This is a genomic window from Halomonas sp. DP4Y7-1 (assembly GCF_019800705.1).
In the GTDB taxonomy this organism is placed as follows: Bacteria; Pseudomonadota; Gammaproteobacteria; order Pseudomonadales; family Halomonadaceae; genus Halomonas; species Halomonas litopenaei_A.
On sequence record NZ_JAHVKS010000006.1, the window covers coordinates 199024 to 223723 of the forward strand.

Annotated in this window: 23 protein-coding genes and 1 riboswitch; of the genes, 5 read left to right on the forward strand and 18 right to left on the reverse strand. The window is 64.0% G+C overall.

What is annotated here, in order from left to right:
- Positions 1-2 precede the first annotated feature (2 nt).
- The 3 genes from KUV72_RS13150 to KUV72_RS13160 all read right to left on the reverse strand — a co-directional run bounded on the left by KUV72_RS13150 (position 3) and on the right by KUV72_RS13160 (position 4092).
- Complete coding sequence (locus KUV72_RS13150) at positions 3-2033, reverse strand: SLC13 family permease (protein WP_222238714.1); 2031 nt, start codon at positions 2031-2033, stop codon at positions 3-5.
- 86 nt (positions 2034-2119) lie between these two features.
- The gene (locus KUV72_RS13155) at positions 2120-2686 is read right to left on the reverse strand and encodes a carboxymuconolactone decarboxylase family protein (protein WP_222163630.1); all 567 of its coding nucleotides are present in this window, start codon (positions 2684-2686) and stop codon (positions 2120-2122) included.
- 62 nt (positions 2687-2748) lie between these two features.
- Positions 2749-4092, reverse strand: a complete 1344-nt coding sequence (locus tag KUV72_RS13160; RefSeq protein ID WP_222238715.1) for an aspartate aminotransferase family protein — start codon at positions 4090-4092, stop codon at positions 2749-2751.
- Positions 4093-4404: 312 nt separating this feature from the next.
- Here KUV72_RS13160 and KUV72_RS13165 point away from each other — a divergent pair, with 312 nt between their 5' ends.
- Entirely contained in the window at positions 4405-5322 is a 918-nt protein-coding gene (locus KUV72_RS13165) for a MurR/RpiR family transcriptional regulator (RefSeq protein ID WP_222163634.1), read from the forward strand.
- A gap of 117 nt (positions 5323-5439) precedes the next feature.
- Here the strand turns inward: KUV72_RS13165 and KUV72_RS13170 are convergent, their stop codons facing one another.
- A complete protein-coding gene (locus KUV72_RS13170; protein ID WP_222238716.1) occupies positions 5440-6417 on the reverse strand; it encodes an NADPH:quinone reductase in 978 nt (325 codons plus the stop codon).
- 370 nt (positions 6418-6787) lie between these two features.
- On the opposite strand from KUV72_RS13170, the gene azu reads away from it, so the two are divergent.
- Positions 6788-7282: an azurin gene (gene azu / locus KUV72_RS13175; RefSeq protein WP_224907462.1), complete on the forward strand. Its 495-nt coding sequence runs from the start codon at positions 6788-6790 to the stop codon at positions 7280-7282.
- Positions 7283-7496: 214 nt separating this feature from the next.
- Here the strand turns inward: azu and KUV72_RS13180 are convergent, their stop codons facing one another.
- On the reverse strand, positions 7497-8108 hold the full coding sequence (locus tag KUV72_RS13180) for a hypothetical protein (RefSeq protein WP_206943492.1): 612 nt from the start codon (positions 8106-8108) through the stop codon (positions 7497-7499).
- Positions 8109-8398: 290 nt separating this feature from the next.
- On the opposite strand from KUV72_RS13180, the gene KUV72_RS13185 reads away from it, so the two are divergent.
- The 3 genes from KUV72_RS13185 (at position 8399) to KUV72_RS13195 (ending at position 10765) form a co-directional block, all read left to right on the forward strand.
- Entirely contained in the window at positions 8399-9163 is a 765-nt protein-coding gene (locus KUV72_RS13185; RefSeq protein WP_222238717.1) for a glycerophosphodiester phosphodiesterase family protein, read from the forward strand.
- 143 nt (positions 9164-9306) lie between these two features.
- Positions 9307-10155: an alpha/beta fold hydrolase gene (locus KUV72_RS13190; RefSeq protein WP_222238718.1), complete on the forward strand. Its 849-nt coding sequence runs from the start codon at positions 9307-9309 to the stop codon at positions 10153-10155.
- 202 nt (positions 10156-10357) lie between these two features.
- Entirely contained in the window at positions 10358-10765 is a 408-nt protein-coding gene (locus KUV72_RS13195; protein WP_222238719.1) for a hypothetical protein, read from the forward strand.
- A gap of 16 nt (positions 10766-10781) precedes the next feature.
- On the opposite strand, the gene KUV72_RS13200 is transcribed toward KUV72_RS13195, so the two are convergent.
- The 13 genes from KUV72_RS13200 to cobT all read right to left on the reverse strand — a co-directional run bounded on the left by KUV72_RS13200 (position 10782) and on the right by cobT (position 24013).
- Positions 10782-12245: a cobyric acid synthase gene (locus KUV72_RS13200; protein ID WP_222238720.1), complete on the reverse strand. Its 1464-nt coding sequence runs from the start codon at positions 12243-12245 to the stop codon at positions 10782-10784.
- Between the two features lie 89 nt (positions 12246-12334).
- Complete coding sequence (gene cobO / locus KUV72_RS13205; protein WP_206943497.1) at positions 12335-12961, reverse strand: cob(I)yrinic acid a,c-diamide adenosyltransferase; 627 nt, start codon at positions 12959-12961, stop codon at positions 12335-12337.
- Positions 12927-13850, reverse strand: coding sequence for an ABC transporter ATP-binding protein (locus KUV72_RS13210; RefSeq protein ID WP_222238721.1), 924 nt, complete (start codon positions 13848-13850; stop codon positions 12927-12929). Before KUV72_RS13210 ends, cobO begins: the two co-directional genes overlap by 35 nt.
- Positions 13851-13859: 9 nt before the next feature.
- Entirely contained in the window at positions 13860-14858 is a 999-nt protein-coding gene (locus tag KUV72_RS13215) for a FecCD family ABC transporter permease (RefSeq protein ID WP_222238722.1), read from the reverse strand.
- Positions 14845-15687 (reverse strand): cobalamin-binding protein, encoded by an 843-nt coding sequence (locus tag KUV72_RS13220; RefSeq protein ID WP_222238723.1) that lies wholly within the window; start codon positions 15685-15687, stop codon positions 14845-14847. The genes KUV72_RS13215 and KUV72_RS13220 overlap by 14 nt, the downstream gene beginning before the upstream one ends.
- Positions 15688-15794: 107 nt before the next feature.
- Entirely contained in the window at positions 15795-17720 is a 1926-nt protein-coding gene (locus tag KUV72_RS13225; RefSeq protein ID WP_261317486.1) for a TonB-dependent receptor domain-containing protein, read from the reverse strand.
- A 206-nt stretch (positions 17721-17926) separates the two neighbouring features.
- Positions 17927-18145: riboswitch (cobalamin riboswitch) on the reverse strand.
- Between the two features lie 115 nt (positions 18146-18260).
- Entirely contained in the window at positions 18261-18680 is a 420-nt protein-coding gene (locus KUV72_RS13230) for a bifunctional adenosylcobinamide kinase/adenosylcobinamide-phosphate guanylyltransferase (RefSeq protein ID WP_222238724.1), read from the reverse strand.
- Complete coding sequence (locus KUV72_RS13235) at positions 18632-19270, reverse strand: histidine phosphatase family protein (protein ID WP_222238725.1); 639 nt, start codon at positions 19268-19270, stop codon at positions 18632-18634. Before KUV72_RS13235 ends, KUV72_RS13230 begins: the two co-directional genes overlap by 49 nt.
- Complete coding sequence (locus KUV72_RS13240; RefSeq protein WP_261317500.1) at positions 19222-19995, reverse strand: adenosylcobinamide-GDP ribazoletransferase; 774 nt, start codon at positions 19993-19995, stop codon at positions 19222-19224. The genes KUV72_RS13235 and KUV72_RS13240 overlap by 49 nt, the downstream gene beginning before the upstream one ends.
- A 103-nt stretch (positions 19996-20098) precedes the next feature.
- Positions 20099-20668: a bifunctional adenosylcobinamide kinase/adenosylcobinamide-phosphate guanylyltransferase gene (locus KUV72_RS13245; RefSeq protein ID WP_222238726.1), complete on the reverse strand. Its 570-nt coding sequence runs from the start codon at positions 20666-20668 to the stop codon at positions 20099-20101.
- Entirely contained in the window at positions 20665-21810 is a 1146-nt protein-coding gene (gene cobD / locus KUV72_RS13250; RefSeq protein WP_222238727.1) for a threonine-phosphate decarboxylase CobD, read from the reverse strand. The genes KUV72_RS13245 and cobD overlap by 4 nt, the downstream gene beginning before the upstream one ends.
- The gene (cbiB, locus tag KUV72_RS13255) at positions 21807-22910 is read right to left on the reverse strand and encodes an adenosylcobinamide-phosphate synthase CbiB (RefSeq protein WP_222238728.1); all 1104 of its coding nucleotides are present in this window, start codon (positions 22908-22910) and stop codon (positions 21807-21809) included. Before cbiB ends, cobD begins: the two co-directional genes overlap by 4 nt.
- 35 nt (positions 22911-22945) lie before the next feature.
- The gene (gene cobT, locus KUV72_RS13260) at positions 22946-24013 is read right to left on the reverse strand and encodes a nicotinate-nucleotide--dimethylbenzimidazole phosphoribosyltransferase (protein ID WP_409995893.1); all 1068 of its coding nucleotides are present in this window, start codon (positions 24011-24013) and stop codon (positions 22946-22948) included.
- Between the last annotated feature and the right edge of the window lie 687 nt (positions 24014-24700).

The window sequence follows — 24700 nt, forward strand, 5'->3', positions numbered from 1 at the left end:
CCCTACTTCAGCGGCCATACCAGCATGATGAGTGGTATCGCGACCAGCATCACCACCAGCGTCAGCGGCAAGCCAAGACGCCAGTAGTCGCTGAAGTGGTATCCCGCTGGGCCCATCACCAGAGTATTCGACTGATGACCGATGGGAGTGAGGAAGGCGCAGGAGGCGCTGATCGCCACGATCATCAGGAAGGGGTCGAGTGACAGCCCGAATCCGTTGGCCAGGCTGGCGGCAATCGGCGCCATCAGCAGCGCAGCTGCGGCATTGTTGATGACGTTGGAGAGCAAGGTGCTGACCATGAACAGCCCTGCGAGCACCAGCAAGGGTGGCCATTGGCTGCCCCACCCCAACAGCGTGTCCGCAATCAACTGAGCGCCACCGCTGGTTTCCAGCGACTGCCCCACCGGTATCATCGCTCCCAGCAGTACGATCACCGGACCATCGATGGCCCGGTAGCCCTCTCGCAGGGGCAGTACCCCGACCACCAGGGTCACCAGGGCGGCCAGGGACAGCGCCACCGCCGCCGGCAGCAGATCAAACAGCATGGCCATGATGGCCGCCACGAAGATGCCGATGGACAGGGCCAGCTGACGCGGCTGCCCCAGCGTCAGCCGACGATCCGCCAAGGGCAGGCAGCCCAGTACCGTCAGGCTCTCACCCAGTCCCTCCGGATCGCCCTGCAGCAACAGCACATCACCGGGGCGGAAGCGGATATCCCTGAGCCGCTGCTGCAGCCTTCCACCATCCCTGGCCACCGCCACCAGGTGTAGCCCGTATTGATGGTGCAAGCGCAGCTCCGCCGCGGTGCGACCGCTGATCGCGGCGTCATTGCGCACAATGGCCTCGATCAGATGAAGGTCCTCGTCCTCGGAGCGCTCCTTGCGGCTGTCCTCTTCTGCCTCGTCTTGCTGTGCCGAGTTGCCCGAGTGAGCTCCCCTCTGCGTCCCTTCCTCGTCACTACCGACATCATCCCGCGCCCGGTCCAGGGTCTGGCGACGCTCGATGGCTTCCTCGTCCTGGCTGAGCAGATGTCGCGTGCGCTGCGCCAGAGAAGCTGTCTCACGGTTGTCGTCGCCGCCGTCTGGCAGGTCGTCGCCCTCGGCGCCCTCTGGCAGGTCGTCGCCCTCTGGGGTAGGCACATCGCTCGGCGCCAGACCAACGCGCAACCCGGCCTGATCCTCAAGCGCCTTCAGTTCGTCGGGGCCCGCCTCGAGCAGCAGGATATCGTCTTGTCGCAGTACCCCATAAAAGGAATGGCCGGCATAGCGCCGTCCATCACGTACCAGCGCCAGCACCGGCACGTTGTCGTCCAGCTTGCGCCTGAGCTTGTGCAACGACCAGCCCAGCGCCTTGGCATCCGCCCCGACCCGCACTTCGACCAGGTAGTGAGCGGTATCGAACATGGCATCCCGACTAGCCTGGCCAGTGCGCCGTGGCACCAGACGCCATCCCAGCAGGACAATGAAGGCAACTCCGGCCAGGGCCACGGCTCCGCCCACGGGCAAGAAGTCGAACATGGCGAATCGCTCACCCGAGAGCGAGGCGCGATAGCTGGAGATGATGATGTTGGGCGGCGTGCCGATCAGCGTGGTCAGACCGCCCAGCAGTGACCCGAACGCCAGGGGCATCAGCAAGATGGACGGAGAGGTGTCGTGTTCCCGGGAGAGCCTCAGCGCTACCGGCAACAGCAGCGCCAGCGCACCGACATTGTTCATGAAGCCGGACAACAGCGTGACCAGCCCCGTCAACGCCAGCAACTGCAGGATCAGGCGATCTCCAACCTTGAGTACCTGGGCGGAGATCACGTCGACCACGCCTGCGTGCTCGAAGCCCCTGGAAAGCACCAGCACCGCCACCACGGTAATCACCGCCGGGTGGCCGAAGCCGGTAAAGGCGTCGTCAGCCGGTACCAGCCCCAACACCACTGACGCCAGGAGTGATGCCAGAGCCACCAGGTCGAAGCGCCAGCGCCCCCATACAAAGGCCGCCAGCGTCAGCCCAAGCACCACAAACACCAGAAGACTGTCATCCATGTCGGCCTCCTCCATGGTCAGAGCACTACGAAACACTGCATCAGTGTCCAGCGAAACGCTGATTGAGAGTAGCCTACATCAGTGAATTACGTAGCAGGTTCCTCAAAAGGCAGGGGCTGTTGGCCTCGACGCACCTCGAACACATTCAGCGTCATCGCCACCAGCGCGTAGTACCCCAGCACTCCTACCAGCTCCACTACGGCCTCTTCGCCAAACGCATCCACCGCCTCACGGTAGGTGGACTCATCCACTCGGCGGGTGTCATAGAGCTGGTAGGCCAAGCGGTGCACCAGCGCCTCCTGGGGGTCCTCGAAGGGCGGCTGCCGGCCCTCGCGCAGTGCCTCTACAACTGCCGGGGAGAGACCGGCCTCCAGCGCGATGGGGGCATGAATCTGCCACTCGGCCTGGGACTTCCACCACGCAGCGGTTGCCAGGATGGCAAGCTCCGTCAAGCGCAGTGGCAGGCGTGTCCCATAGCGGCAGAAGGCCCCAAGACGCTGGGCGTTGTCGGCCAGCTCCGGGCTATGCACCCAGGCGAGAAACGGGCCGTCCAGATTGCCGCGCGGTCCGCTGAGGATGTCGGACAGCACGCGCCGCTGCTCATCGGTCATGCTGGCATCGGTGAGCTCCGGCAGGCGGGATCGGATGGACATCTTGGTTTCCTCAAATGGGATCTTGGGTAAAGTGGGTGAGCACCACAGCGCGCAGCCGACGCCTAGGTACCACCGGCAAGGCATTCGACCAGCGCTGTGTCGATGGCGGCCTCAAGCTTGTCGACGATCTCATCCAGGTGCCTGTCTTCGACAATATAGGGAGGGGCCAGCAGCACATGATCACCGCGCCGACCGTCGAGGGTGCCCCCCGCCGGGTAGCACATCAACCCCTGGGACATCGCAGCCGACTTGATCCGTGCATTCAGTCGACGCTCTGCCGGGAACGGTGCCTGGGTCTCACGGTCAGCGACCAGTTCCAGGCCAAGGAACAGGCCACGGCCACGCACATCACCCACCTGGGGATGATCGCCAAAGCGCTCCAGCAGACGGCGCTGCAAGCCTTCGCCCTGGTGACGCACCCGTTCAAGCAGTGCACGGTCCTCGATACTGCGCTGGACAGCAAGCGCCCCGGCACATGCCGTGGCGTGGCCAATGTAGGTATGCCCATGCTGAAAGAAGCCTGATCCCTCGGCAATGGCGTCGCGAATTCGCTGGCTTGCCAGCGTCGCACCAATCGGCTGGTAGCCACCTCCCAATCCCTTGGCAATGGTGACGATATCCGGGCTGATCCCCTCCTGCTCGCAGGCAAACAGTGAGCCTGTGCGCCCCATGCCACACATCACCTCATCCAGAATCAACAGGATGCCGTGACGATCACAGATCTCGCGGACCCGCTGGAAGTACCCAGGCACGGCGGTCACCGCGCCGAGCGTAGCCCCGACGACAGGCTCTGCCACGAATGCCATGACACGCTCGGCGCCGAGCTGAGCGATGGTCTGCTCGAGCTCTTGTGCCAGGCGCTCGCCATAGGCGATGTCGCTCTCTCCCGCCTGTTTGCCGCGGTAGGCATAGCAGGGGCTGACATGTGTCGTCTCGCTGAGCAGCGGTTCGAACGGTTGGCGACGCCAGGCATTACCCCCGGTGGCCAGGGCTCCCAAGGTGTTGCCGTGGTAGCTCTGTCGACGAGCGATGACCTGGGTACGCTCCGGCTGGCCGATCTCGAGGAAGTACTGACGCGCCATCTTCAATGCTGCCTCTACCGCCTCGGAACCGCCGGAGACAAAGTACACGCTGGCGATACCCTCAGGGGCTCGCTCTACCAGAAAATCGGCCAGCGCTTCCATCGGTTCTGAGGTGAAAAAGCTGGAATGAGCGTAGGCCATCCTGGAGACCTGTTCAGCGATGGCCTGCTGCACCTGGGTATCGCTGTGGCCCAGGCAGGACACTGCCGCCCCGCCGCTGGCGTCCAGATAACGCTTGCCACTGGCATCAATGAGGTAGGGACCATCCCCGGCCACCGCGGTGGGGTAGGTAGAAGTGAGATGGCGATGAAAGACGCGGCTCATGCTGGCTCCCGGGGTGGTTGGCCCATGGCAGGTAGAAGGTACGGCGGGTCACGTGCGTCGAGGCGGCCAAGGGCATCTGACCGAGACATCTGCTGGTGAGCACGAGCTCAGGATCAGGCGCTGGTCAGTGGCTGGACGGCATCGACATCATCACCGCCAACAACAAATGCAAATATTAAATGCTTTTCAGATTGTTTCAATGCATTATTTGCAAAAGATCGCCTTCTCTACGCGTCTTCTGAGATAGCTGGCAAGATAAGCAGCTGTTTTCACATGGCCTCTATCGCCGAATGTTTCAGACAAGGAGCCAAGATGCCGTCCTCTCCCCCTGCTAACGCGCCGGTGCCTCGCCATCTTGCTGACCTTCAACGTCTCGCCGAGAGCATCCGTGAGGGGCATTCCTCGCTGCGTCTTGGGCGGCGCTCACTGGCCGTATTAACGGCCCTGATCGAGAGCCCTCAGTCCACTGCGGTGGCATCGATCAGCGAACTGGCGCAGCGCCTCGACGTGAATCCATCCACGCTGACACGTCTTGCCCAGCGACTGGGGTTCGACGGGTTCGGCGAGCTGCAAGGGGTCTTTCGTCGCGAGGTGGCCGACGGCGGGGAGCATTTCTACAGCGACCTCGCTGCGAAGCTGTCGACGGACCAGGACGAGGGCAAGGGCGTGGCGCGACTGGCACGTCTAGGCCGCCAGGAAAGCGCGAACTTTGCCGCGCTGTTGCACCAGCTGGAAGCGGGCACCTATGACGCTGTCGTCGAGCTGCTGGCCACAGGACCCAGGGTAAGAATCCACGGCCAGCGCCAGTTTGCTTCGCTTGCGCAGTTCATGGCCTATGGATTGGGCATGCTACGTGCCGACGCAGCCGAGCTCGATGCGGGGCGACAGGGAGTGGCCGACGCCCTTGCTCAACTGGACGCGGGTGACGTACTGGTCGTGGTCAGTTGCTTTCCCTACACCACCAGCGTGCTGGAAACCGCGAAGGTAGCGGCAAAGGCAGGTATCCGGATCATTGCGCTGACAGACAGCGAATCGTCGCCGCTGTCACGGGTCGCAGAACACCGCTTCCTGGTACCCAACGACAGCCTGTTCTTTTCCAACGCCATGGGCGCCTTCTTCCTGTTGGCGCAAGGGCTACTGACTGAGGTGGCAGACCGACTCGGCCATGAAGGACTGGCCGCGCTGAGACGACGAGAAAAGATGATCCGAGAGTTAGGAGCATCACTATAGAGGCAGCCCAGATAAAGCTGGGCAAGTCAGGGCGGGGTCAGATAGGGCGGGGTCAGCGAGCCCGCCACGCGGGCTCGCTGCCTGCGCCCGACGATCGCCGTCAAGCGCGGGGGACACTCAGGGCAGTAGCACCGTCGAGCCGGTTGTCTTGCGTGACGCCAGCGCGTCCTGGGCCTTGCCCGCCTCTGCCAGCGAGAAACGCTGGGCCACATCAATCTTCACCTGGCCGCTCTCGATCATATCGAACAGCTCATCCGCCATGTCCTGCAGCCGCTCAGGCGTATCCGCGTAGCCATTGAGGCTGGGACGCGTCACATACAGCGCGCCCTTCTGGTTGAGGATGCCAATATTGACGCCTTCCACCGGCCCCGAGGCGTTGCCGAAGCTGACCATCAAGCCTCGCGGTTTCAGACAGTCGAGCGACGTCTCCCAGGTGTCCTTGCCAACGCTGTCATAGACCACGTCGACCATGGCACCGCCCGTCAACTCACGCACACGCTCCACCACATCTTCCTTGGTGTAGTCGATGGTGGCCCAGGCGCCGTTACGCTTGGCAAGCTCAGCCTTCTCGTCGGAGCTGACCGTACCGATGAGCTTGACCCCAAGCGCCTTCGCCCATTGGCAGGCAATGGAACCCACGCCACCGGCGGCGGCATGGAACAGAATGGTTTCGCCACCCTGCAGCGGATAGGTCTGGCGCAGCAGGTACTGCACGGTCAGGCCCTTCAGCATGGCCCCGGCGGCGGTCTCGCAGCTGATGCCTTCGGGCAAGGCCACGACCTTGTCGGCCGGCAGGGTATGCAACTCAGCGTAGGCGCCCAGAGGCCCCTGGGCATAGGCCACGCGATCCCCGACCTGTAAATGCTCGACGCCGTCACCCACGGCATCGATCACGCCTGCCCCTTCGGTGCCAAGCCCAGAAGGTAGCGATGGCGCCGGGTAGAGTCCGGTACGAAAATAGATATCGATAAAGTTGAGGCCGACCGCCTCGTTGGCAACGCGCACTTCACCCGGTCCGGGGGCCGACGTGGGCGTATCCACCAGTTCCAGCACGTCTGAACCACCGGTACGAGCGAACTGAATCCGCTTGGCCATGGAAAAGATTCCTTACACTGCTAACGGGATGTACGCCCAGTCAAGCGCTATGCGCGAGTGGGGTCAAGCCCAATGTCTTCCATCTTCCTCTGCCGGGCGGCATTTGAGGGTACACCCCACACCAGGTTGTGTGGGCAAAGCGAAGCGCCGCTCTCACTTCGCCTTGACAAGACAATAGATGTTATCGACACTCATCAAACTGTATACATTATCGACATGATAATGCATACATGAATAACGCGCTGCACAGAGGCAGAACCACCGCGATGGATCGCCGTTCATGGACCTTAACCTCATGCGACGACCGCCAGGCCCTGTTCAGTCCACTGAGAAAGGCGCACTGACGTCTCCCACTGACGAGATTGCTAACATGAAGAAGAGCCTGATTTCTGCTGCTGCCCTGCTGTCCTGCTCTGCCGCGCTAATGACGGTTGCGGGTGGAGCCTGGGCTGACGACGCCGCCCAGTCGGAGGTGGCCGAGGAGTGCCAGCTGACGATCGACAGTACCGACCAGATGCAGTACGACAAGAGCGAGATGAGCGTACCGGCGAGTTGCGAGACCGTCAGCCTGACGCTGACGCACTCCGGCACCATGGCCAAGAATGTCATGGGCCACAACTGGGTGTTGGCACCTAGCGATGCCTATCAGGAGATTGCCTCCGCGGGGATGCAGGCGGGGCTCGACAACAACTACCTGCCTGACGATGACCGCATTGTGGCTGCCACCGATGTCATCGGCGGCGGAGAGTCCACGCAAATCACCTTCAGCACAGAAGGGCTGGACGACAAGGACCTGACCTTCTTCTGCTCCTTCCCCGGCCATTCTTCGATCATGAAAGGCAGCTTCAGCCTGAGCGAAGGCTAAGCCCGCGCGCCTGCGACATAACGTCGACAGCGGCCTGCCTCCGGCTCCAGGGCCACCCTGGAGCCTCTGCCGGCGCGACCCGGGCTTCCTCCGTTCATGGTGCCAGTGAGCGGATCAACAACCACCTTGCCCGGTGAGCGCCGACCCGCCCGTCAGAGGGTGCAGGACATGATTCCCGCTACAGCGTTCGCTTTAGGGTGAACCGACAAGTTGGCTACAGGGTCTGCGGAAAGCTCTCAAGCCCCCGCACAAAGCGATTCTTGTAGTCTTCGAACAAGGCCTTGTCCTGCTTGAAGTTCGCCACCACAGAAGCGTCGTCCACACTCAAGGTCCGCGGCAGATTATCCAGACTGGTCGCCGGATGCTTCGGTCCCAGTCCGATCTGCAGCTCACCCGGGCCCTGCAACCAACGCTGGATCCCCGCAGCGGTAAATTCCGCCTTCTGTGCGTCGCTGACCACATCCACCCGCAGCGGTGCACGTAGCGCAAGCTCGGCAACCAGGCGCAGCGCCGGGTTCAGGGTTTTCTTCTTGGGCGCATCGCCCTTGTCTCCCGCGGTATCTGCGTCCGGGTCCAGCGAGGTCAACTGTGCCACGTTCATGCTGGTGCCCGCTTCATCACTGACCAGCAAGGCCAGTGCAACCGGGCGCGATTGATCGTCGACCAGCGCGATCAGCCGGGCCGCTTCCTGCTTGAACAAGACCCCGATCACGCCAGCGAAGGTCACCAGCGGTGCGATGCCCGCCTGGTGCCCGTAGGCTTCTGCGCACAGGCGAGCCAGGCAGGCCTCTCGTTGCTGGGGCTGGTTGATTTTGACGACCTTCATCACTGACCTCTGATTGCTGATACCTTGGGCGCCACAACCGTGCAACACTGGACGGCTGGAGCCTACATCGAAAGCCGCGAGACTAGCATATTCTTGACGCTCTCGCTGGAGTCCTGACCGCGTTCGAGGATCATGGCCGGTGGCTTCCTCAATCGGTCATCTTTATGTGTCACGATGACCAGGCACCAAGCCGACGACGCCGGATGGCAACGCCGTCAGCGGATCATCGGCCCATTGCGTGGCGCTGCCTTTTGCGATGGTCTTGCCGCCACGCCAGACAAGGAGAGCCCATGACTCACCGAAGCTTGCCGCCTCTGGCGCTGCCCCGCCAGATGGCCCACCGTGGACTATCGGCCCACGCCCCGGAGAACACCTTGAGTGCCGTGCAGCTGGCATGGGAGGCCGGTATTACCTGGGTGGAGCTCGACGTGCAGTTGCTCGGCGACGGAACCCCGGTGATCTGGCATGACCCGGGAATGCGTCGCTGCTCGAACGGTCGCGGCAAGCTGGCCAAGCTGAGGCTGGAGCAGGCACAGGAGTACGATGTGGGCGCCTGGTACGCAGAGCGCTTTCGCGGTGAACGCATGGCGACACTCGACGACATGCTCAATCTGCTGGATCGCCGTGACATGGCGGTCAACCTGGAGCTCAAGATCACTCGCGGCCGCGACCCCGAAGCGCTGGCCGAATCGGTGATTCCCCGGTTGATGGAAGCCCTGCCCTACGACAGGCGCCTGGTTTCGTCCTTCAGCCCGGCCGCGCTGGATCATGCCCGCAGCATCGCTTCAGCAGAACAGCTGGCACTGGGCGTGCTTACCGACAAGGTGGGCAAGGGGTGGCGCCAAGACGTCGAGGCGATAACGGCCTACAGCCTTCACTGCGACTGGAAGAAATTGAAGGAACCCCGCGCCCGGGAGGTGGTAGAAAGCGGCACCGCGCTCCTTTGCTACACAGCCAATGATCCTCTGGCCTTCCAGCGCTACTGGGACTGGGGGGTGACCAGCGTCATCTCCGATGATCCCGGCCGTTTTCTGAGTCCTCCTGTCGCCAACTGAACCGGCGGGAGCGTCGCCTGAGACTCATGAGAGCAAGACGCGAGATCACGACAAGAGAGCACGACTCAACCAAGCGCTTGCTTGGCAAACCTGGGGCATGCTCGCTATGGTAGGACCAGCCTTCCACCAGCGAGCGCCTCGACATGCTCAACAGCGATGCCCCCGTTAGCCCCCAGACCTTCCACCGCCAACGTATGACGATCCCCTTGCACCAGGGTCTCGATACACTCGCCTCCTCAGCCGAGTCAGCGGGTCTTGAGGTAGCACGTTGGCATCCCGGCGGTGACACCACTGGGGTGCCGCTCGTGCTGATGCACGACTCACTGGGCAGTATCGCGCTGTGGCGGGACTTTCCCGAACGGCTATGCCGGAAGACCGGTCGCGAGGTCATCGCCTACGACCGCCTGGGCTTCGGCCAGTCCAGCGCACATCCTGGGCAGTTGCCCCACAGCTTCGTCACTGATGAAGCGCATCAAGGTTTCGCCGCGGTACACCGTGCACTGGGGTTGGAGGGCTTTATCCTTGTCGGGCACAGCGTGGGCGGAGCCATGGCGGCGGCAATAGCGGCTCGCTACCGTGACTGCCATGGGCTGATCACCATGGCCGCACAAGCCTTTGTTGAACCGCGCACTCTTGCCGGAATTGGCGAGGCCCGCGATGCCTTCGCTCGGCCCGGCCAGATGGAACGACTCGAAAAGTACCATGGCGCCAAGGCCCGCTGGGTGCTGGACGCCTGGGTCGACACCTGGCTGGATCCCGATTTCCGCGGTTGGACGCTGGATGACCGCTTGGCCCAGATCACCTGTCCGGTGCTGGTTCTGCACGGTGATCAAGATGAGTATGGCTCCGAAGCCCAGCCCCGCCGCTACGCCGAACTGCCAGCCGGTCCCTGCCAGATGCAGATTCTGAAGGAATGCGGCCATGTACCCCACCGTGAGCAACCCGACCGGGTGGTGGAGATCATCACATCCTTTGTGAACGAATCACGCTGATATCCGGGCATCAGGCGATAACGGCAGCGCCCTTGTCCTGAACCGTACCGGAGTGCCGTCCCCGTATCGCCGAGGCATCGCCGGCAAGCCGCTTGATCGACAGCTGTCTTTTAACCCCGTTCGATAACGCCTTCCATCTACCGCTGATCCAGTGTTCTCCGTCTGTTTAGGATAGGGTCTCCAACAACGAGAACCTGTCACCATGATGATTGTGCTTGAGATCGCCATCACCCTGATGATTGCGATCCCCCTCCTTATCTATCTCTTCAATGTCATTCGAAATGTCATTCAGAAGCGCCGACGCAAGGCCAAGCTGGAGTGGGACGAGCAGGCTTTGAATGTCGATAGCGTCACAGAACTGTGCTCCGACAGCAGTCCGACAAGCAACGCTCATCATTCACAGCCCCACCCTACATCGCAGACCCACCCCAGCCGCCACGAAGGCTCTGATACTGCCGTTGACACCGCTATCCGCCGGGACGCAGGGGCTTCCTTCTTCGCCAACTGGTTTGGCGGTGATGGCGGAGGCAGCAGCGGTGACAGCTGCGCAGGTGGCGGCGGTGACAGTGGCGGAGGTGGCGGTGATAGCGGCGGTGGTGGCTGCGACTAATTCGCCAGGCCCCGCATTACTGCAGGAGTCGCACCAGGGCATCCATGTCCAGATGCTGTTCGATGGCATCCGCCAGGCGATCGAGCTGCTGTTCCCGGTGGGCATTGAGGTCAACATGCCGCTGGGCCTGCGGGTCAAGTCCGAGCCTGGCGAGCAGCGCCTCGCAGGCATCGGGTCCATCGAACAGCCCGTGCAGATAGGTGCCCATGACCTGGCCATCCTCGCTGACGGCGCCTTCGTCACGGCCTTCCAGCCGCAGCAGGGGTCGGGACAGTGCCGGACCTCGACTTACCCCCTGATGAATCTCGTAGCCGTGGATGCTGCGGTGCCCACCAGCGTGTTCAATCCGACCGCTGACCTGTTTCAACTGCTTGCGAGGCAGCATGGTCGTGGTCATGGCAAGCCAGCCGAGTCCTGCGACACCGCCCGGCTCGCCCTCGACTCCGTCGGGGTCGTCGATCCACTCCCCCAGCATCTGAAAGCCCCCGCAGATGCCGAGCACTCGACCACCGTAACGAAGATGCCGGCGAATTCGCGCTTCCCAGCCCTGGCGGCGCAGCCAAGCCAGGTCGGCGCGGGTGTTCTTGCTGCCCGGCAACAGGATGACATCGGCCGGAGGCGGTGGTTGGTCCGGACCCACCAGGCTCAGCTTGATGCCTGGGTGTAGCCGCAGCGGATCCAGGTCCGTGTGATTGCTGATGCGTGGCAGCGCAGGCACCACCACCCTGAGCGCTTCCCCCTCGTGTTCATCGAGTGCCTGTTCCAGGGACAGACTGTCCTCGGCGTCCAGCCACAGCCCCTGAAGATAGGGCAAAACGCCCAGCACCGGCCGTGCTTCACGCCGGGACAGCCAGTCGAGCCCCGGCTCCAGCAGCCCGATATCACCGCGAAAGCGATTGATCACAAACCCCTTGATACGCGCATTCTCGGTATCGCTGACCAGCGCCAGGGTGCCACAGAGCTGAGCGAACACGCCGCCGCGATCGATATCCCCCACCAACAGGACGGGGCAGTCCACGGCTTCAGCGAAGCCCATGTTGGCGATATCTCCCTCGCGCAGATTGATCTCCGCAGGACTGCCCGCCCCCTCGGCAATAATCACATCGAAGCGCTCGGCCAGGCGACGGTGGCAGTCCAGTACGGTCTGGCGCGCAGTGCTCTTGTACGCGTGGTAGTCCAGGGCCGCCATGCTGCCGTGTACCTGGCCGGCCAGGATTACCTGAGCGCCCTTGTCGCTCTCAGGCTTCAGCAGTACCGGATTCATGTCCGAGTGGGCGGCCACTCCGGCGGCCTGGGCTTGCAGTGCCGTCGAGCGACCGATTTCTCCGCCATCCACGGTCACGGCGCTGTTCAACGCCATGTTCTGAGGCTTGAAGGGAGCCACCTTGACGCCACGACGGGCCAGCGCGCGACATAGCCCCGCCACCACTGTGGTCTTGCCGGCATCCGACGTGGTGCCCTGAATCATCAACGTTGCCATTACACCCTTCCCTCTCCGTTCCCGCGCACTTTCCCGCGAGCTTTCCCACGCACTCTTCCACAACACCCAGGAACTGCCGTTCGGCCACCCTACAATTCGATGCCCTTCTGCGCCTTGATGCCCTGCTCCTTGAATGCGTGCTTGACGACCTTCATCTCGGTCACGGTATCGGCCAGTTCAATCAGTGGCTGCGGTGCATGTCTGCCCGTGACCACCACATGCTGCATGGGTGGCCTTGCCTGCAGGTCATCGAGTACCCGGTCAAGATCGAGGTATCCGTGGCGCAGCGCGATATTCAGCTCGTCGAGCAGCACCAGCGCGATATCAGGGTCCGCCAGCAATTCCCTGGCCTTGTCCCAGGCGGCTTCGGCAGCGGCCACGTCACGGCGTCGGTCCTGGGTATCCCAGGTATAGCCCTCTCCCATGACGTGAAAGGTGACGCCAGGCTGGCGACGATAGAAGGCCTCTTCGCCGGTAGAGAAGGCGCCCTTGATGAATTGCACCACCGCCACCTTCATGCCGTGGCCCAGGGCCCGACCCAGCATGCCGAAGCCGGAGGAACTCTTGCCCTTGCCAGGCCCGGTCAACACCAGCAGCACGCCCTGCTCCTTGTCGGCACGGGCGATGCGCTCGTTCATGATGCGCTGCTTGGCTTCCATGCGCCGGGCATGGCGCTCGGGATCAACGTGTCGTGATGAAGGTGTCGTCAGACTCATGGGGCCTTCCCTGTGTCGGTTTCAAGGAGCATGGGGCAGAGGCAACGCGAGGCACGAAGACACAGGCGCCGTCGACTTCAACAACGCTGAGTGGCTGCTGGTACAGCCGCTCCAGGGCGGCTGGCACCAGCATGGCGTCACTTGGCCCCCAGCAGGCACTGCCATCGGAATAGAGCAGCAACAGGTGATCACACCAGCGTGCTGCCAGGTTAAGATCATGCAAGCACATCACCACCGCGGCGCCATGGCTTGCCTGCTCGTGCAGCAGTGACATGGTGCCGACCTGATGATGCAGGTCGAGGTGGTTGGTGGGCTCATCCACCAACCAGATATCCGGGTCCTGAGTCAGCACTGTCGCCAGACTGACCCGCTGGCGCTCCCCCCCGGACAGGGACGACAACAGTCGCCCCCCCAAGTGAGCGATGTCCAGGCGCTCCAGCGCCAGCCAGGCGCGTTGGATATCGTCTTCGGACTCGTTGTGCCAGGCGCGCAGGAAGGGATGTCGCCCCATCAAGGCGGTCTCCAGCACCGTGGCGGGAAATTCGTCGTGGCGTTCCTGAAAGACGACGCCCAGGCGCTGGGCCAAGGAGCGGCGGCGCCAACGAGGGAGCGCCTTACCGGCCAGCGTCACGCTGCCACTTCTCGGCGATTTCAGTCCTGCCAGTGTATGCAGCAGGGTACTCTTGCCGGCCCCGTTGGGCCCGAGGATGCCCCAGCGGCTGCCGGGTTCGAACACCATCGACATGGGCTGGCCGCCCGAGCGCCCCGGCACATCGATGACCAGGTCGGAACAGGCCAGGCCTTTGCCGACATCGCTGTCCGCAGACCTCCCTGCCTCATGTCGCGGAGCTGACCTGTGGGCCTGTGCAGATGAGTTCGAGGTGGTCATCAGCGCTCCTCAGCCGCGGCTTCGATGCAGCAGATACAGAAAACTCGGGACCCCGACCAGCGCAGTGATCACCCCGACCGGCAGTTGCTGAGGGGCGATCAGGGTGCGCGCCAGGGTATCTGCCAGCGTCAGCAAGGCGCCACCGGCCAGCAACGAGGCCGGCAGTATCAGCCGCTGGTCGGCGCCTAAGCGCAGCCTCAACATATGGGGCACCATCAAGCCGACAAAGCCCACCGCACCGGCCGTGGTCACCGCCGTGGCGGTGGCCAGGCTAGCGCCCAGATACAGTCCCCATTCCAGAGGTCGCACGGCAACACCCAGCGCCAACGCCTGCGGGCCACCACGCGCCAGCACGTTCAGGGTCCTGCCCAGCGGTACCAGCACGGCTCCAGCCAGCGCGCCCACCACCAATACCGGCCAGGGACTGCGCGCGTAGGCCATGTCTCCCATCAGCCAATACAGCATGCCGGGTAGTTCCTCTACTGGGCTGACCGCCAGCAGGAAGGTGATAATGGCGCCCCAGCCGGACGCCATCACCACCCCCGTCAACAGCAGCCTTGCCGGCGACCAGCTGCCGCTGCCGTGGGCCAGGCCAAACACCAGCAAAATCGATATCAGGGCACCGCTAAAGGCGGATAGCGACACCAGAGCAGCGCCAAGACCGGCCAGCATGGCGCCAAGGGCAGCCACTGACGCGCCTCCCGACAGACCCAGCACATAGGGGTCTGCCAGCGGATTTCTCAACAGCACCTGCATCAAGGCACCCGCCAGCGCCAGCAGCGCGCCGGTCCCGAAGGCCGCCAGGGCACGCGGCAGGCGCAGCTCCCACACCAGCGTGTGGTGCAGGGGGCTACCGTGTCCGAGCAGGGTCTGCCACAACTCCAGCGGCGACAGCGCGACACTGCCCACCGATACGGCCAGCAGCAAAGCCAGCACACCCACCAGCAGCAAAGCCCACAGCGGTCGCCGTCGGGAGGTGCGGGAGCTGAGCGTTCTAGCGCCGTTCACGTGCTGTCTCCAGGTGGTCGCACAGCCTGCGTGTTCCCTCGACCAGCCGCGGCGTGGCCCGCTGCACCAGGTCCGGATTGATGAAGAACAGATTGTCTTGAGCCACCGCGGTCATCTGTGGCCAGGCTCGCCAGGCATCCAGCCAGGTGGAATCGGCCTTGCCCATGCCTCCGGTAATGATGACCTCCGGGTCCGCCGCCAACACCGCCTCCCGTGAAAGGCGAGGCACCAATGGCGCCTCGCTGGCAAACAGATTGACGCCGCCGCAGAGTGCCAGCGCGCGACTGATCCAGTGTTCGCCGTTGACGGTCATCAGCGGTTTCTCCCATACCTGATAGAAGACCTCGACCGGCGGCGAGTCACTATAGCGCGCGCTGAGCGAAGCCACCGAGTCGCGCAGCTTGCCGGCCGCGGCATCTCCGGTGTCCTGGGTACCGGCCAGGCGGCCGAAGCGCTCCAGCGTCGAGGCGATGTGCTCGAAGTCCGAGGCGTCCGAGCGGAACACCGGCAGACCGAATGCCTCCAGGCGATCCACCTGCTGGCCGGGATTACCCCCGGCCCAGGCCACCACCAGGTCCGGCTCCAGCGCCAGCAGGGCCTCCAGATCAAGGCGATCGTAGCTGCCTACCTGAGGCAGCTCGCGGGCCGCTTCCGGATAGTCGCTGAAGCTGACGACACCCACCACGCGCTCTCCCGCTCCCGCGGCGAACAGAAGCTCCGTCACACTGGGCGACAGCGCGACGATGCGCTGGGCAGGCGATGCCAGACACAGCTCGGCCCCGCTATCATCTACCACGCAGCGAGACTGCGCGGCATCGGCAAGCGCCATGGATCCAGGAGCAAGTGCCGTCAACGCCAGGCACAGCGCAGCCGGCACCGATGTCAGCAGAGCTCGGTACCCTCTAAGGCCACGCCATTGACGTCGACGGCCAGCACTCACAGGTTAAACCCGACGCTCAGGTAGGCGGCACGTCCGGGGTTTTCGTAGTCCCAGAGTGTGCCATTGCTCGCGGTCACGTACTCGCGATCGAAGACGTTCTCGAGCGTCAGGTTGGCCTTCCAATCCGGCGCAAAGACCCAGCCCGCGCGCAGGTCCAGGGTACCGTAGCCGGCCAGGCGTTCATCGTTGTCGACGTCATTGTAGCGGTGGTCCTGGGCGACGAAGGAGGCCCCCAGATTCCAGTCACCCAGCTGGCGATCGGCGTCCAGGCGCAGGGTCTGGCTGGCGCGCCTTCTCAATTGCTTGCCCGTGTTGCGGTCTTCCGGGTCGGTATAGGCGACGCTGGCGGCCAGGGTCCACTGGTCGAGCTCGAGCCCGGTGGCAAGCTCGACCCCACGAATTCGAGCCTCATCCACGTTGACCAGACCGTCGTCCCCCGATGCGATCAGATCATCGACGTTGGTCTGGTAGAGCGCCAGATCCCAGAACATTCGCTGGTACTGGCCGCGCAGACCAAGCTCCCAGGTTTCGGACTCTTCGGCGTCAAGGTCGCTATTGCTGTAATTGAAGAACTCTGGAAGGTACAGGTCGTTGAAGGTCGGGGCACGGAAGGCGGTGCCATAGCTGGCACGCAGGGTGTGCTGGTCGTCGAGGGCGTAGCCCAGCGCCAGGTGGCCGGTGACCTCATCGCCGAACGCCTCGTTGTCATCGTGACGCAGGCCCGCCTGCAGCGAGAATGGCTCAAAGTCCATCAATGCCTGGGCAAACACCGCCATATTGTCGCGACTGGTCTCTTGGTACTCGGTGGTGCCATCGACCCTATCTTCCTGATACTCGGCGCCGGCGATCAACTCATGGGCGCCCAGCAGCAAGGTATTGTCCCAACGCGCGGTACGCGTCTCGGTATCGATTACCGAAGTGCCATAGGATTCAGAATGTGACTCCAGCTCATCGCGGGCCTCGCTCAGGGTAAGGCGCGACGACCAGATATCGGTCACCGGCACCTCGGCGTAGACCCCCGCTACCTGCTGCACATAGTCGGAGTCGCCGCCTTCGTATTCGTTGTTGCCGCTGGCCCGCAGGCCAAGAAACCCGAGGCGTGTACCGCTATCGAAGGTGTGCGACAGACTGACCAGGCCCGAGGTGTTGTCATAGCCCTTGTCGTCGCCGCCGTCGCGGATTTCGGTGCCGTCACTGTCCAGGCGGGTGGCGCTGAGCTGATAGGAAGTGCCGCCATCACGGCCCGACAGACTGGCCGAGGCTCGCTGGGTATTGAAGGAGCCGGTACCAATCTGGACGCTGGGCGTCGGCCCCTGTTCATCGGGCTTGTCGGTGAACAGCTGTACCACCCCGCCCACCGCGTCGGCGCCGTAGAGCGCACCGCGGGGCCCGCGTACCACCTCGATGCGCTCGAACATGCGCGGCTCCAGGTACTGCCAGGCAGGTGCTCCAGTGGTGGCAGAGCGCAGGCGGATACCGTCGATCATCATCACAGTAGCGGAGCTGTCGGTTCCGCGAATAAAGACGCTGGCCTGCTTGCCAAAGCCACCGCTGGTGGACACGTCAACACCGGGCACGCCACGCAGGGCGTCGGGAATGCTGACCGGATCGCGGCGCCTTAGCGTCTCTTCGTCGATGACACTGACCGAGGACAGCGATTGACTGGCCGTGCGCGGCGTCAGCGTCGCAGATACGACCACAGGATCAAGCTCGGCTGTGACAGCTTCAGCAGAGGCAGATTCGGCAGAGACAGCGGGGAACTCAGACGCTGTGGAGACGGTAGACGTGGACGATTGCGCGTTGGCCTGCCCCACCAGCAACCAGGGGGCGGCGGCAAGTCCAGCGACCATCACGGCATGGCGAGCGGTCAAACGTTGACGACACTGGACTGACGGAACAGCAGAAGAGCAAGAAGACGACATCGGTGTATCCCTTGGTGCCGCGCGTCCCCGCACGGCATGAACCCTTGAAGGCCGAGGAGCGGGAGGGAAACCTGACGTGGCGCTGGCACGCCTGTCGTCGAATCATCGCCGGTCGCTGACGACGATGACCCGGCAGCTCGTCAAGGCATGAGGTCAGCCGAGACGCGCCAGCAACAAGAGATGCCGTGCACCGGGACCCCACCGCCCCTTGGCATGGCTCTTCAGGCCGGTCTCCGGGCTTACGAGCAGAACCCTTGTGGCTCTGGCGCGCTTGCCTTCCCGTGGCCTGTCTAGAGGCAGCACAGTGGCATGATGAAGCACGCTTGACTCGATCACCGTTGCGGGGGCAGCGCCGGGTTCACACCGACTTCCCGTTTCACCCCACGTGTCTATTGACGTTCGTGACCCGCGCGCCTTGCGAAGTAAGAAGGCTGACGCCGGGGCCGTCCTGCACGTTGGTTGGGGCACCTGAGAGTGGACGTAAGCTAGCAACCCGGGTGACGGGCGTCAACGACACAGATCAGGCGGCACGCCCCAGCATCAAGGAAGGGCGCCGGACAGCGGCATCATCAGACCATGGCGCACCAACGTGACCGAGTCAGCCTGTTGGCAGGCATCCTGGCCAAGCCAGCCCATCAGGTCACGCTGCCGACGCTGTTCGGGGTCGACGGGCACGATGCCACGGCCGACCTCCTGCACGATCACGATACGCGGACCAGGCCCCGAGCGCAGCCGCGTGAAGGCGTCGCGCCACTGGCCTTGCAACTCCTGATCGGAAGCCCCGGGCAGCGCCCAGGTCAGCCAGTCCAACCAGTCGCAGACGACCAGCGACTCCGCTGAACCCAGTGCGTCGACGCTGCCGCTCAACCACTCATGCGCCTTACACCAGCGGGCGCCGGGGTACTGCTCTGCTACTCGCTGGTGCTTGCCACTGTGGGCACCGCCGAGGAAGACGTGCATGTGATCTCCCCTGCCTGTCGGGTCAGTGTCCAGCGTCGCCCGGCCGCCTGGCCAACGACACCCTGCCAGAACGGGACGCCCTCGAACTCACGTCTCAGTTCACGGATCACGCCGCCATGGGTGACCACCAGCACTCGCCGGTGCCCCGCCTCGACGGCGGCATCAAAGATCGCATCAAGCGCCAGCGCCAGTCGCTCGCGCAGATCCTGAGCGGATTCGCCTCCCGGCGGGGCCAGCTCGCCGGCGCTGTCGATCCAGTCGCGGTACACCGGATCATCCTTGAGCTCTTCCCACTGGCGGCCTTCGAATTCACCAAAGTCATTCTCGCGCAGGCGCCGGTCCAACCGTGGAGCGGGCCAGCCTCGCCCCTCGGCAATATGGGCGAGCGTCTGACAGCAGCGCGTCAGGTCGCTGGCCACCACCGCGTCAAAGACCTCATCGGCGAGTTCGTCCCGCAGGCGGTCCATATCGCCAAGCGCGTCGGGCATCAGCAGCGGAATATCCCGCTGACCTTGATACCGCTTGTCGAGATTCCATTGCGTCAGCCCGTGGCGCACCACCACCAGCTCGAGACGACTATCAGAAGCCATACTTCTCCTCCTTCGATGGCGCTGCCCAGCATATCGCCGTTGATACCGCGAAAGGCCTGGATCATCCCGCGACCAAAGCACCAGGTAAAGGCCCCCATGGCCAGCGCCATGCCCAGCAGCCCGAACAACGGAGCCACCAGCACCAAGGCCAGGCAGGGCAGCAAGGCAAGCGCGAGGTCGCCCCAGTAGAGCCCCTGTTGCCACTGATAGGCCAGCCCCTGGGGCCGGGCAGCGGGTACGCTGATCAGAAGCGCTACCGCCGCCCCCCGGGACAGGGCGGGCAGTACCACCAGCCCCCACAGTGGTGCCTCCAGCGCCAGCCAGCACCACAGCAGTGCTCCCTTCCATGCCAGCAGAAACACCAGTGCCAGGATGCCGAAACTGCCCACCTGGGGATCCTTCATGATCTCCCAGCGACGTTCCAGCGAGGTGTTGCTGCCAAGGGCGTCGGCCAGGTCCATGATACCATCCAGATGCAGCCCGCCGGTCGCGCCGACCCACAGGGTCAGCAGCAACAGCGCTCTCAGCGGGTCCGGCAAGGCACTGGAGGCAGCCGCCAGCGACGCCAATAGCCCGCCTATGGCGAGCCCCACCAGCGGGTAGCAACGTGCCGCCCAGCGCCGATTGGCGTCATTCCAGTCGATCGCGATCGGCAGCGGTATCCGGGTCAAAAACTGGATCGCCAGCCCCAGACCCGCCAGCATCGGCGCACAGCGTGTTGTCATGTCTTTCACCAGATTCTCCTGCCGCATCTTCCTTGCACGCTGTCCTGTCAGAGGTACGGGCCCAGCCGTCAGCGAGCCACTGGCTCATCACTGGTCTTGGCCACTACCTGCCACTATCTGCCACTACCGGCCACTCAATCATCTGCCCTGCCACCACTTCGATCACCCGGTCGGCCCGACGTGCCAACAGCCGATGTAGCCGCTGCAGTTCTCGCACATACCAGCGCACCAGCGCATCCTGGGCAGGTAGCTCCTCATTGAGGTCGTTGGACACCACGACCAGGTGGATATCCCGCTGACGCGCATCGGCCAGTACGGCCGCCAGCTCCGCCTGAGCAAGCCGTGCTGCCTGGCGCCTTGGGCCGGGATCGATGCCGTCGGCAAACAGGCGTTGGCTTGTCCATAGGGTCAGGCAATCCAGCAGGACGCTATCGCCAGGAGCCACGGTACGCCAGGGGTCGAGCAGCTGCAGCGGTGCTTCCAGGGTGCGCCAGTGGCGATCACGGCGGGCCCGGTGACGGGCCACTCGAGCCGCCATTTCGCGGTCACTGGAGCGAGCCGTCGCCAGATACCAGAGTTGGCTACTGGGCCTGTCAGCGTGCAGCGCAAGAGCCGCCTGTTCAGCGACACGACTCTTGCCGGAGCGAACGCCTCCCGCGATAAAGACGATCATGCGCCGCTGCCCCAGCGCTCTGCCTGTGGCGAGTCGCGCCACTCTTCCAGCCGCCGTATCAGCAGCTGATTCCCCTGTCGTTGCTGCAATGCCACACGCACCCAGGCACCGTCGAGGCCAGCGAAGGTGTGGGTGTGACGAACCATCACGCCATCACGCGCCAGGTGTCTGACGAGGCCTTCACCCCTTGCTCGGGATGGCGCCCCTGGCGGGCGAAACAGGACAAAGTTGGCTTGGGTCGGCAGGGCGACCAGGCCAAGCCTGCCCAGCGCCAGTGGCAGATAGGCACGCTCGGCCATGACCCAGTCCCGCGTCCTGCTGGCAAAGTCGGTATCCGCCAGAAGGGCCGGCACCAGGGCACTGGCCAGTCCATTGACGCTCCACGCTGGCTGATGACGCTGCAGCCGCCGACAGCAGCTCGCCGACGCCACCAGGTAGCCAAGGCGCAAGCCAGCCAGGGCGTAAAATTTGGTCAATGAGCGCAGCAACACCAGCGGCAGCCCCTGGTCCACCAGCGCCGTCAATGACATTCCAGGGTCGGCAAAGTCGACAAAGGCCTCGTCCACCACCACCAGAGCCCCACGGCGTCTTGCCGCCTCTAGCAATGTCACAACGTCCTCGCGGGCCATGCAGGCACCGGTGGGATTGTTGGGCCGACAGAGGAATATCAGATCGACCTTGTTGGCGGAGGCGTCCAGGCGAGACGTCAACCGTTCGATATCCAGCGTCGCACCCTCGGGATGCAGCTCATATCGCTCGACGGCGATCCCGTTGAGCGCGCAAGCTCGCGCATACTCTCCAAAGGTGGGCTCGACGATCAGCGCGCGCCCGCTTCGGTATGCACTGGCCACAAGATGGATGGCTTCGGCGCCGCCGTTGGTCAACAGCAACCGATCAGCGCAGATCCCCAACGCGGCTGCCAAGGCCGCATAGGCCGCGGGGTGGCCAGGATCAGGATAGTGCCGGACGCTCTCCAGGCTGTCCTTCAGCCAATCGGCCAGCCAATCGGGAGGCCCCAGGGGGTTGAGACTGGCACTGAGGTCGAGCCGCGGTTCGGTCCCCGCCAGGCCGAGCCGCTGCAGCAAAGCAATGCCCTGCCCGCCATGTTCGGGCCAGTCCGCCTTCGTCCCTCGCTGATTCACGCCACACTCCCCAGAGCCAGTATCGCCAACGACATCACTATCAGGCTGCCCAGAGTGCCGGCGTAAAGACACTGAATCGCCGCCGCGATGTGTGCAGGCCTCAGTGGCTGCAACGGTGTGCCGAGTACGGCGCGCCGGCTGACCTGCTCGCCATACCGATTGATACCTCCCAGCTGCACCCCCAGCAGGTTTGCCACCATGGCTTCAGGCCAGCCCGCATTGGGACTGGGGTGAGACGGTGCCTGGCGGCGGGTCGCACCAAGCGCGCCCTGTACATTGCCATGCACCTGATAGTCGCCGCGCAGAGACGCTGGCACTATCCACCGGACTAGCCACATGAACAGCCACATGACCAGCCACATGGCAAGCGCCGTCAGCCGTGCCGGCACCAGGTTGACCAGGTCATCGAGTCGCGCCGCTGCCCAGCCAAACGCCAGGTAGCGCTCACTGCGGTGGCCGACCATGGAATCCAGGGTATTGATCGCCTTGTAAGCCAGCGCCAGCGGCGCTCCGCCTACCAGCGCCCAGAACAGGGGGGCGGTGATACCGTCGACGGTGTTCTCGGCCACGCTCTCCACGCAGGCGCGGGTCACACCGGTCTCATCGAGCTCGCGAGTATCGCGCCCCACGATCGCCGACACCGCCAGGCGTGCGCTCGCCAGGTCGCCGGCCATCAGAGGAACCGCCACCTGCCGCGCTGCCAGCACCAATCCTCGGCAGGCCAGGCACGTCCATATCAACAGCAGTTCCAGCGCCAGGCCCCACCAGGGGCTGACGGAGGCTGCCAGGCCAAGGGCGAACGCCGATGCGGCCCACACCAGCCCCACCACGATCAGCACCAGCGCTATGCCATTGAGGCGACGCCCTATCTGGCTGCCACGATTGAGGACGCTCTCCAGCTTGGCAATCAAGCGTCCCATCCCCACCACCGGGTGTGGCAGCCAGCGAGGATCACCCAGCCACAGGTCCAGGATCAGCGCCAGCACCACCACGATGAGCCCAACACTGCTGAAGGGGGCCAGGCCCAGCGGCTCAAACCAGGACAAGCCCTCCGGCGCCTTATCGGCAAGGACCGCCTGCCACTCGCTTGCTGCATTCATCGAGGCCCATCGACTCCCTTCGCTGCCATCGACACTCATTGGCCAGCATCGACGCCGGCATCATCGAAGGTCGCCATTTCTGCGAGCATGTCGCAGGCGCTTTGCAGCAGCGGATAGGCCAAGGCAGCCCCACTGCCCTCGCCCAGTCTGAGGCCAAGCGTCAGCAGTGGCTCCCCGCCGAGGGCGGCCAGGGCCTCGCCATGCCCCGCTTCATCGCTGCGATGACCAAACACCAGGTAGTCGCGCACACCGGGGGCCAGGCGCGTCGCGGCGAGCGCCGCCACCGTGGCGATAAAACCATCTACCAGCACCGGGGTGCGACTGGCCGCAGCGGACACGCAGGCTCCCGCCATGGCCACAATCTCAAGCCCACCGAACCGCGCCAGGGTATCCAGTGCCGTGCGCCCGGTTCCGCGGGCCAGCGCCCTGCCGATAACCTCACGCTTATGGCGTAGACGTTGATCGTCGATACCCGTGCCGCGTCCGGTCACGGCATCCACCGAGAGCCCGGTAAAGGCGGCCAGCAAGGCGCTGCTCGCGGTGGTATTGGCGATCCCCATTTCACCCAAGATCAGGCACCCGGCACCCTGATCGGTGGCCCGCCGCGCGGCGCGGACACCGACGTTCAGGGCAGCCTGCACGTCATCCTGGCTCATGGCATCTTCCCTGGCGATATTGCCGGTGCCGCTTCTGACTCGATCAACGACAACCCCTGCCACTCCCGCGCAGGATGTGGACACACCTACATCGACCACTTCCAGGCGAGCCTTGAGGCGTCTGGCGAAAACATTGATGGCGGCCCCACCCTGGGCAAAGTTGGCCACCATCTGCGCAGTGACGGAGGCAGGGAACGCCGACACGCCCTCCGCCGCTACCCCGTGATCGGCAGCGAAGACGATGACGGCAGGCGGGTCGACACGCGGCAATGCCTGCCCGGTCATTGCCGCCAGGTCCGCCACCAGGTGTTCCAACTTGCCCAGGCTACCCGGCGGCTTGGTCAGACGGTCAAGACGAGCGCAGGCGCGCTGCCGTGCCAGCGGGTCCAGGGGGGGAATGCTGTCAAGCAGCTCGGTGAGAGTCGGGGGCGGGTTCAGCTCAGGCACGTCAGATCATCCGGTGGGCTGGAGCGCCGCATCCAGCGGCGTTTCAAGTGGTCCGCTCGCCGGACGACAGCGGCGGAGTCGAAAGGGCGAGCTTAGCAGATCGCCTCAACGGCTTCTGCATCACCTGAGTGGCGTGTACAACGCCCTGAGTCGACCTCCCTCCTGTGCTCCGCCCAGTCAGCCCCTCTTGAGGGAGCGCATCCCTTAGACGCTGCCACCAGACTCCAGCTGCAGGCCTCGGCAATCCTTGGAAGCGCACGTTCAAACGGCCAGCTGACCACCGAACGGCTGCTGACGGCAGTAACGCCATCTGGAAGACATGCGAATCCACGGCGATCACGCACGAGCGGATGCTAGCGCCTGCGGAATGCCGCTCTGCCCGGCATAAATGTCTCATAACATTGATAATGATCAGGGAGTTGCCGAAATGTCATATCGACACAGGATATTCAGCAACTATGCTGATCTGCAGTCGCCTTACGCACTGAAGCATGCCTTGCGCATGCTTCAGTGCGTCGCGTTTAGGGAAAGCGCGCCCCCCTCTCCCATGGCAAACAAGGACCCTACCCTCTCGCTTCAAGACGCCAGTTCTGGCAAGGCGTCGCAAGACCCGGAGATACCGTAGCACCACCGCGGTAACCAAGCCGTTTTCACATCATGCACTGAAACACGCTAACGAAAAGGAGT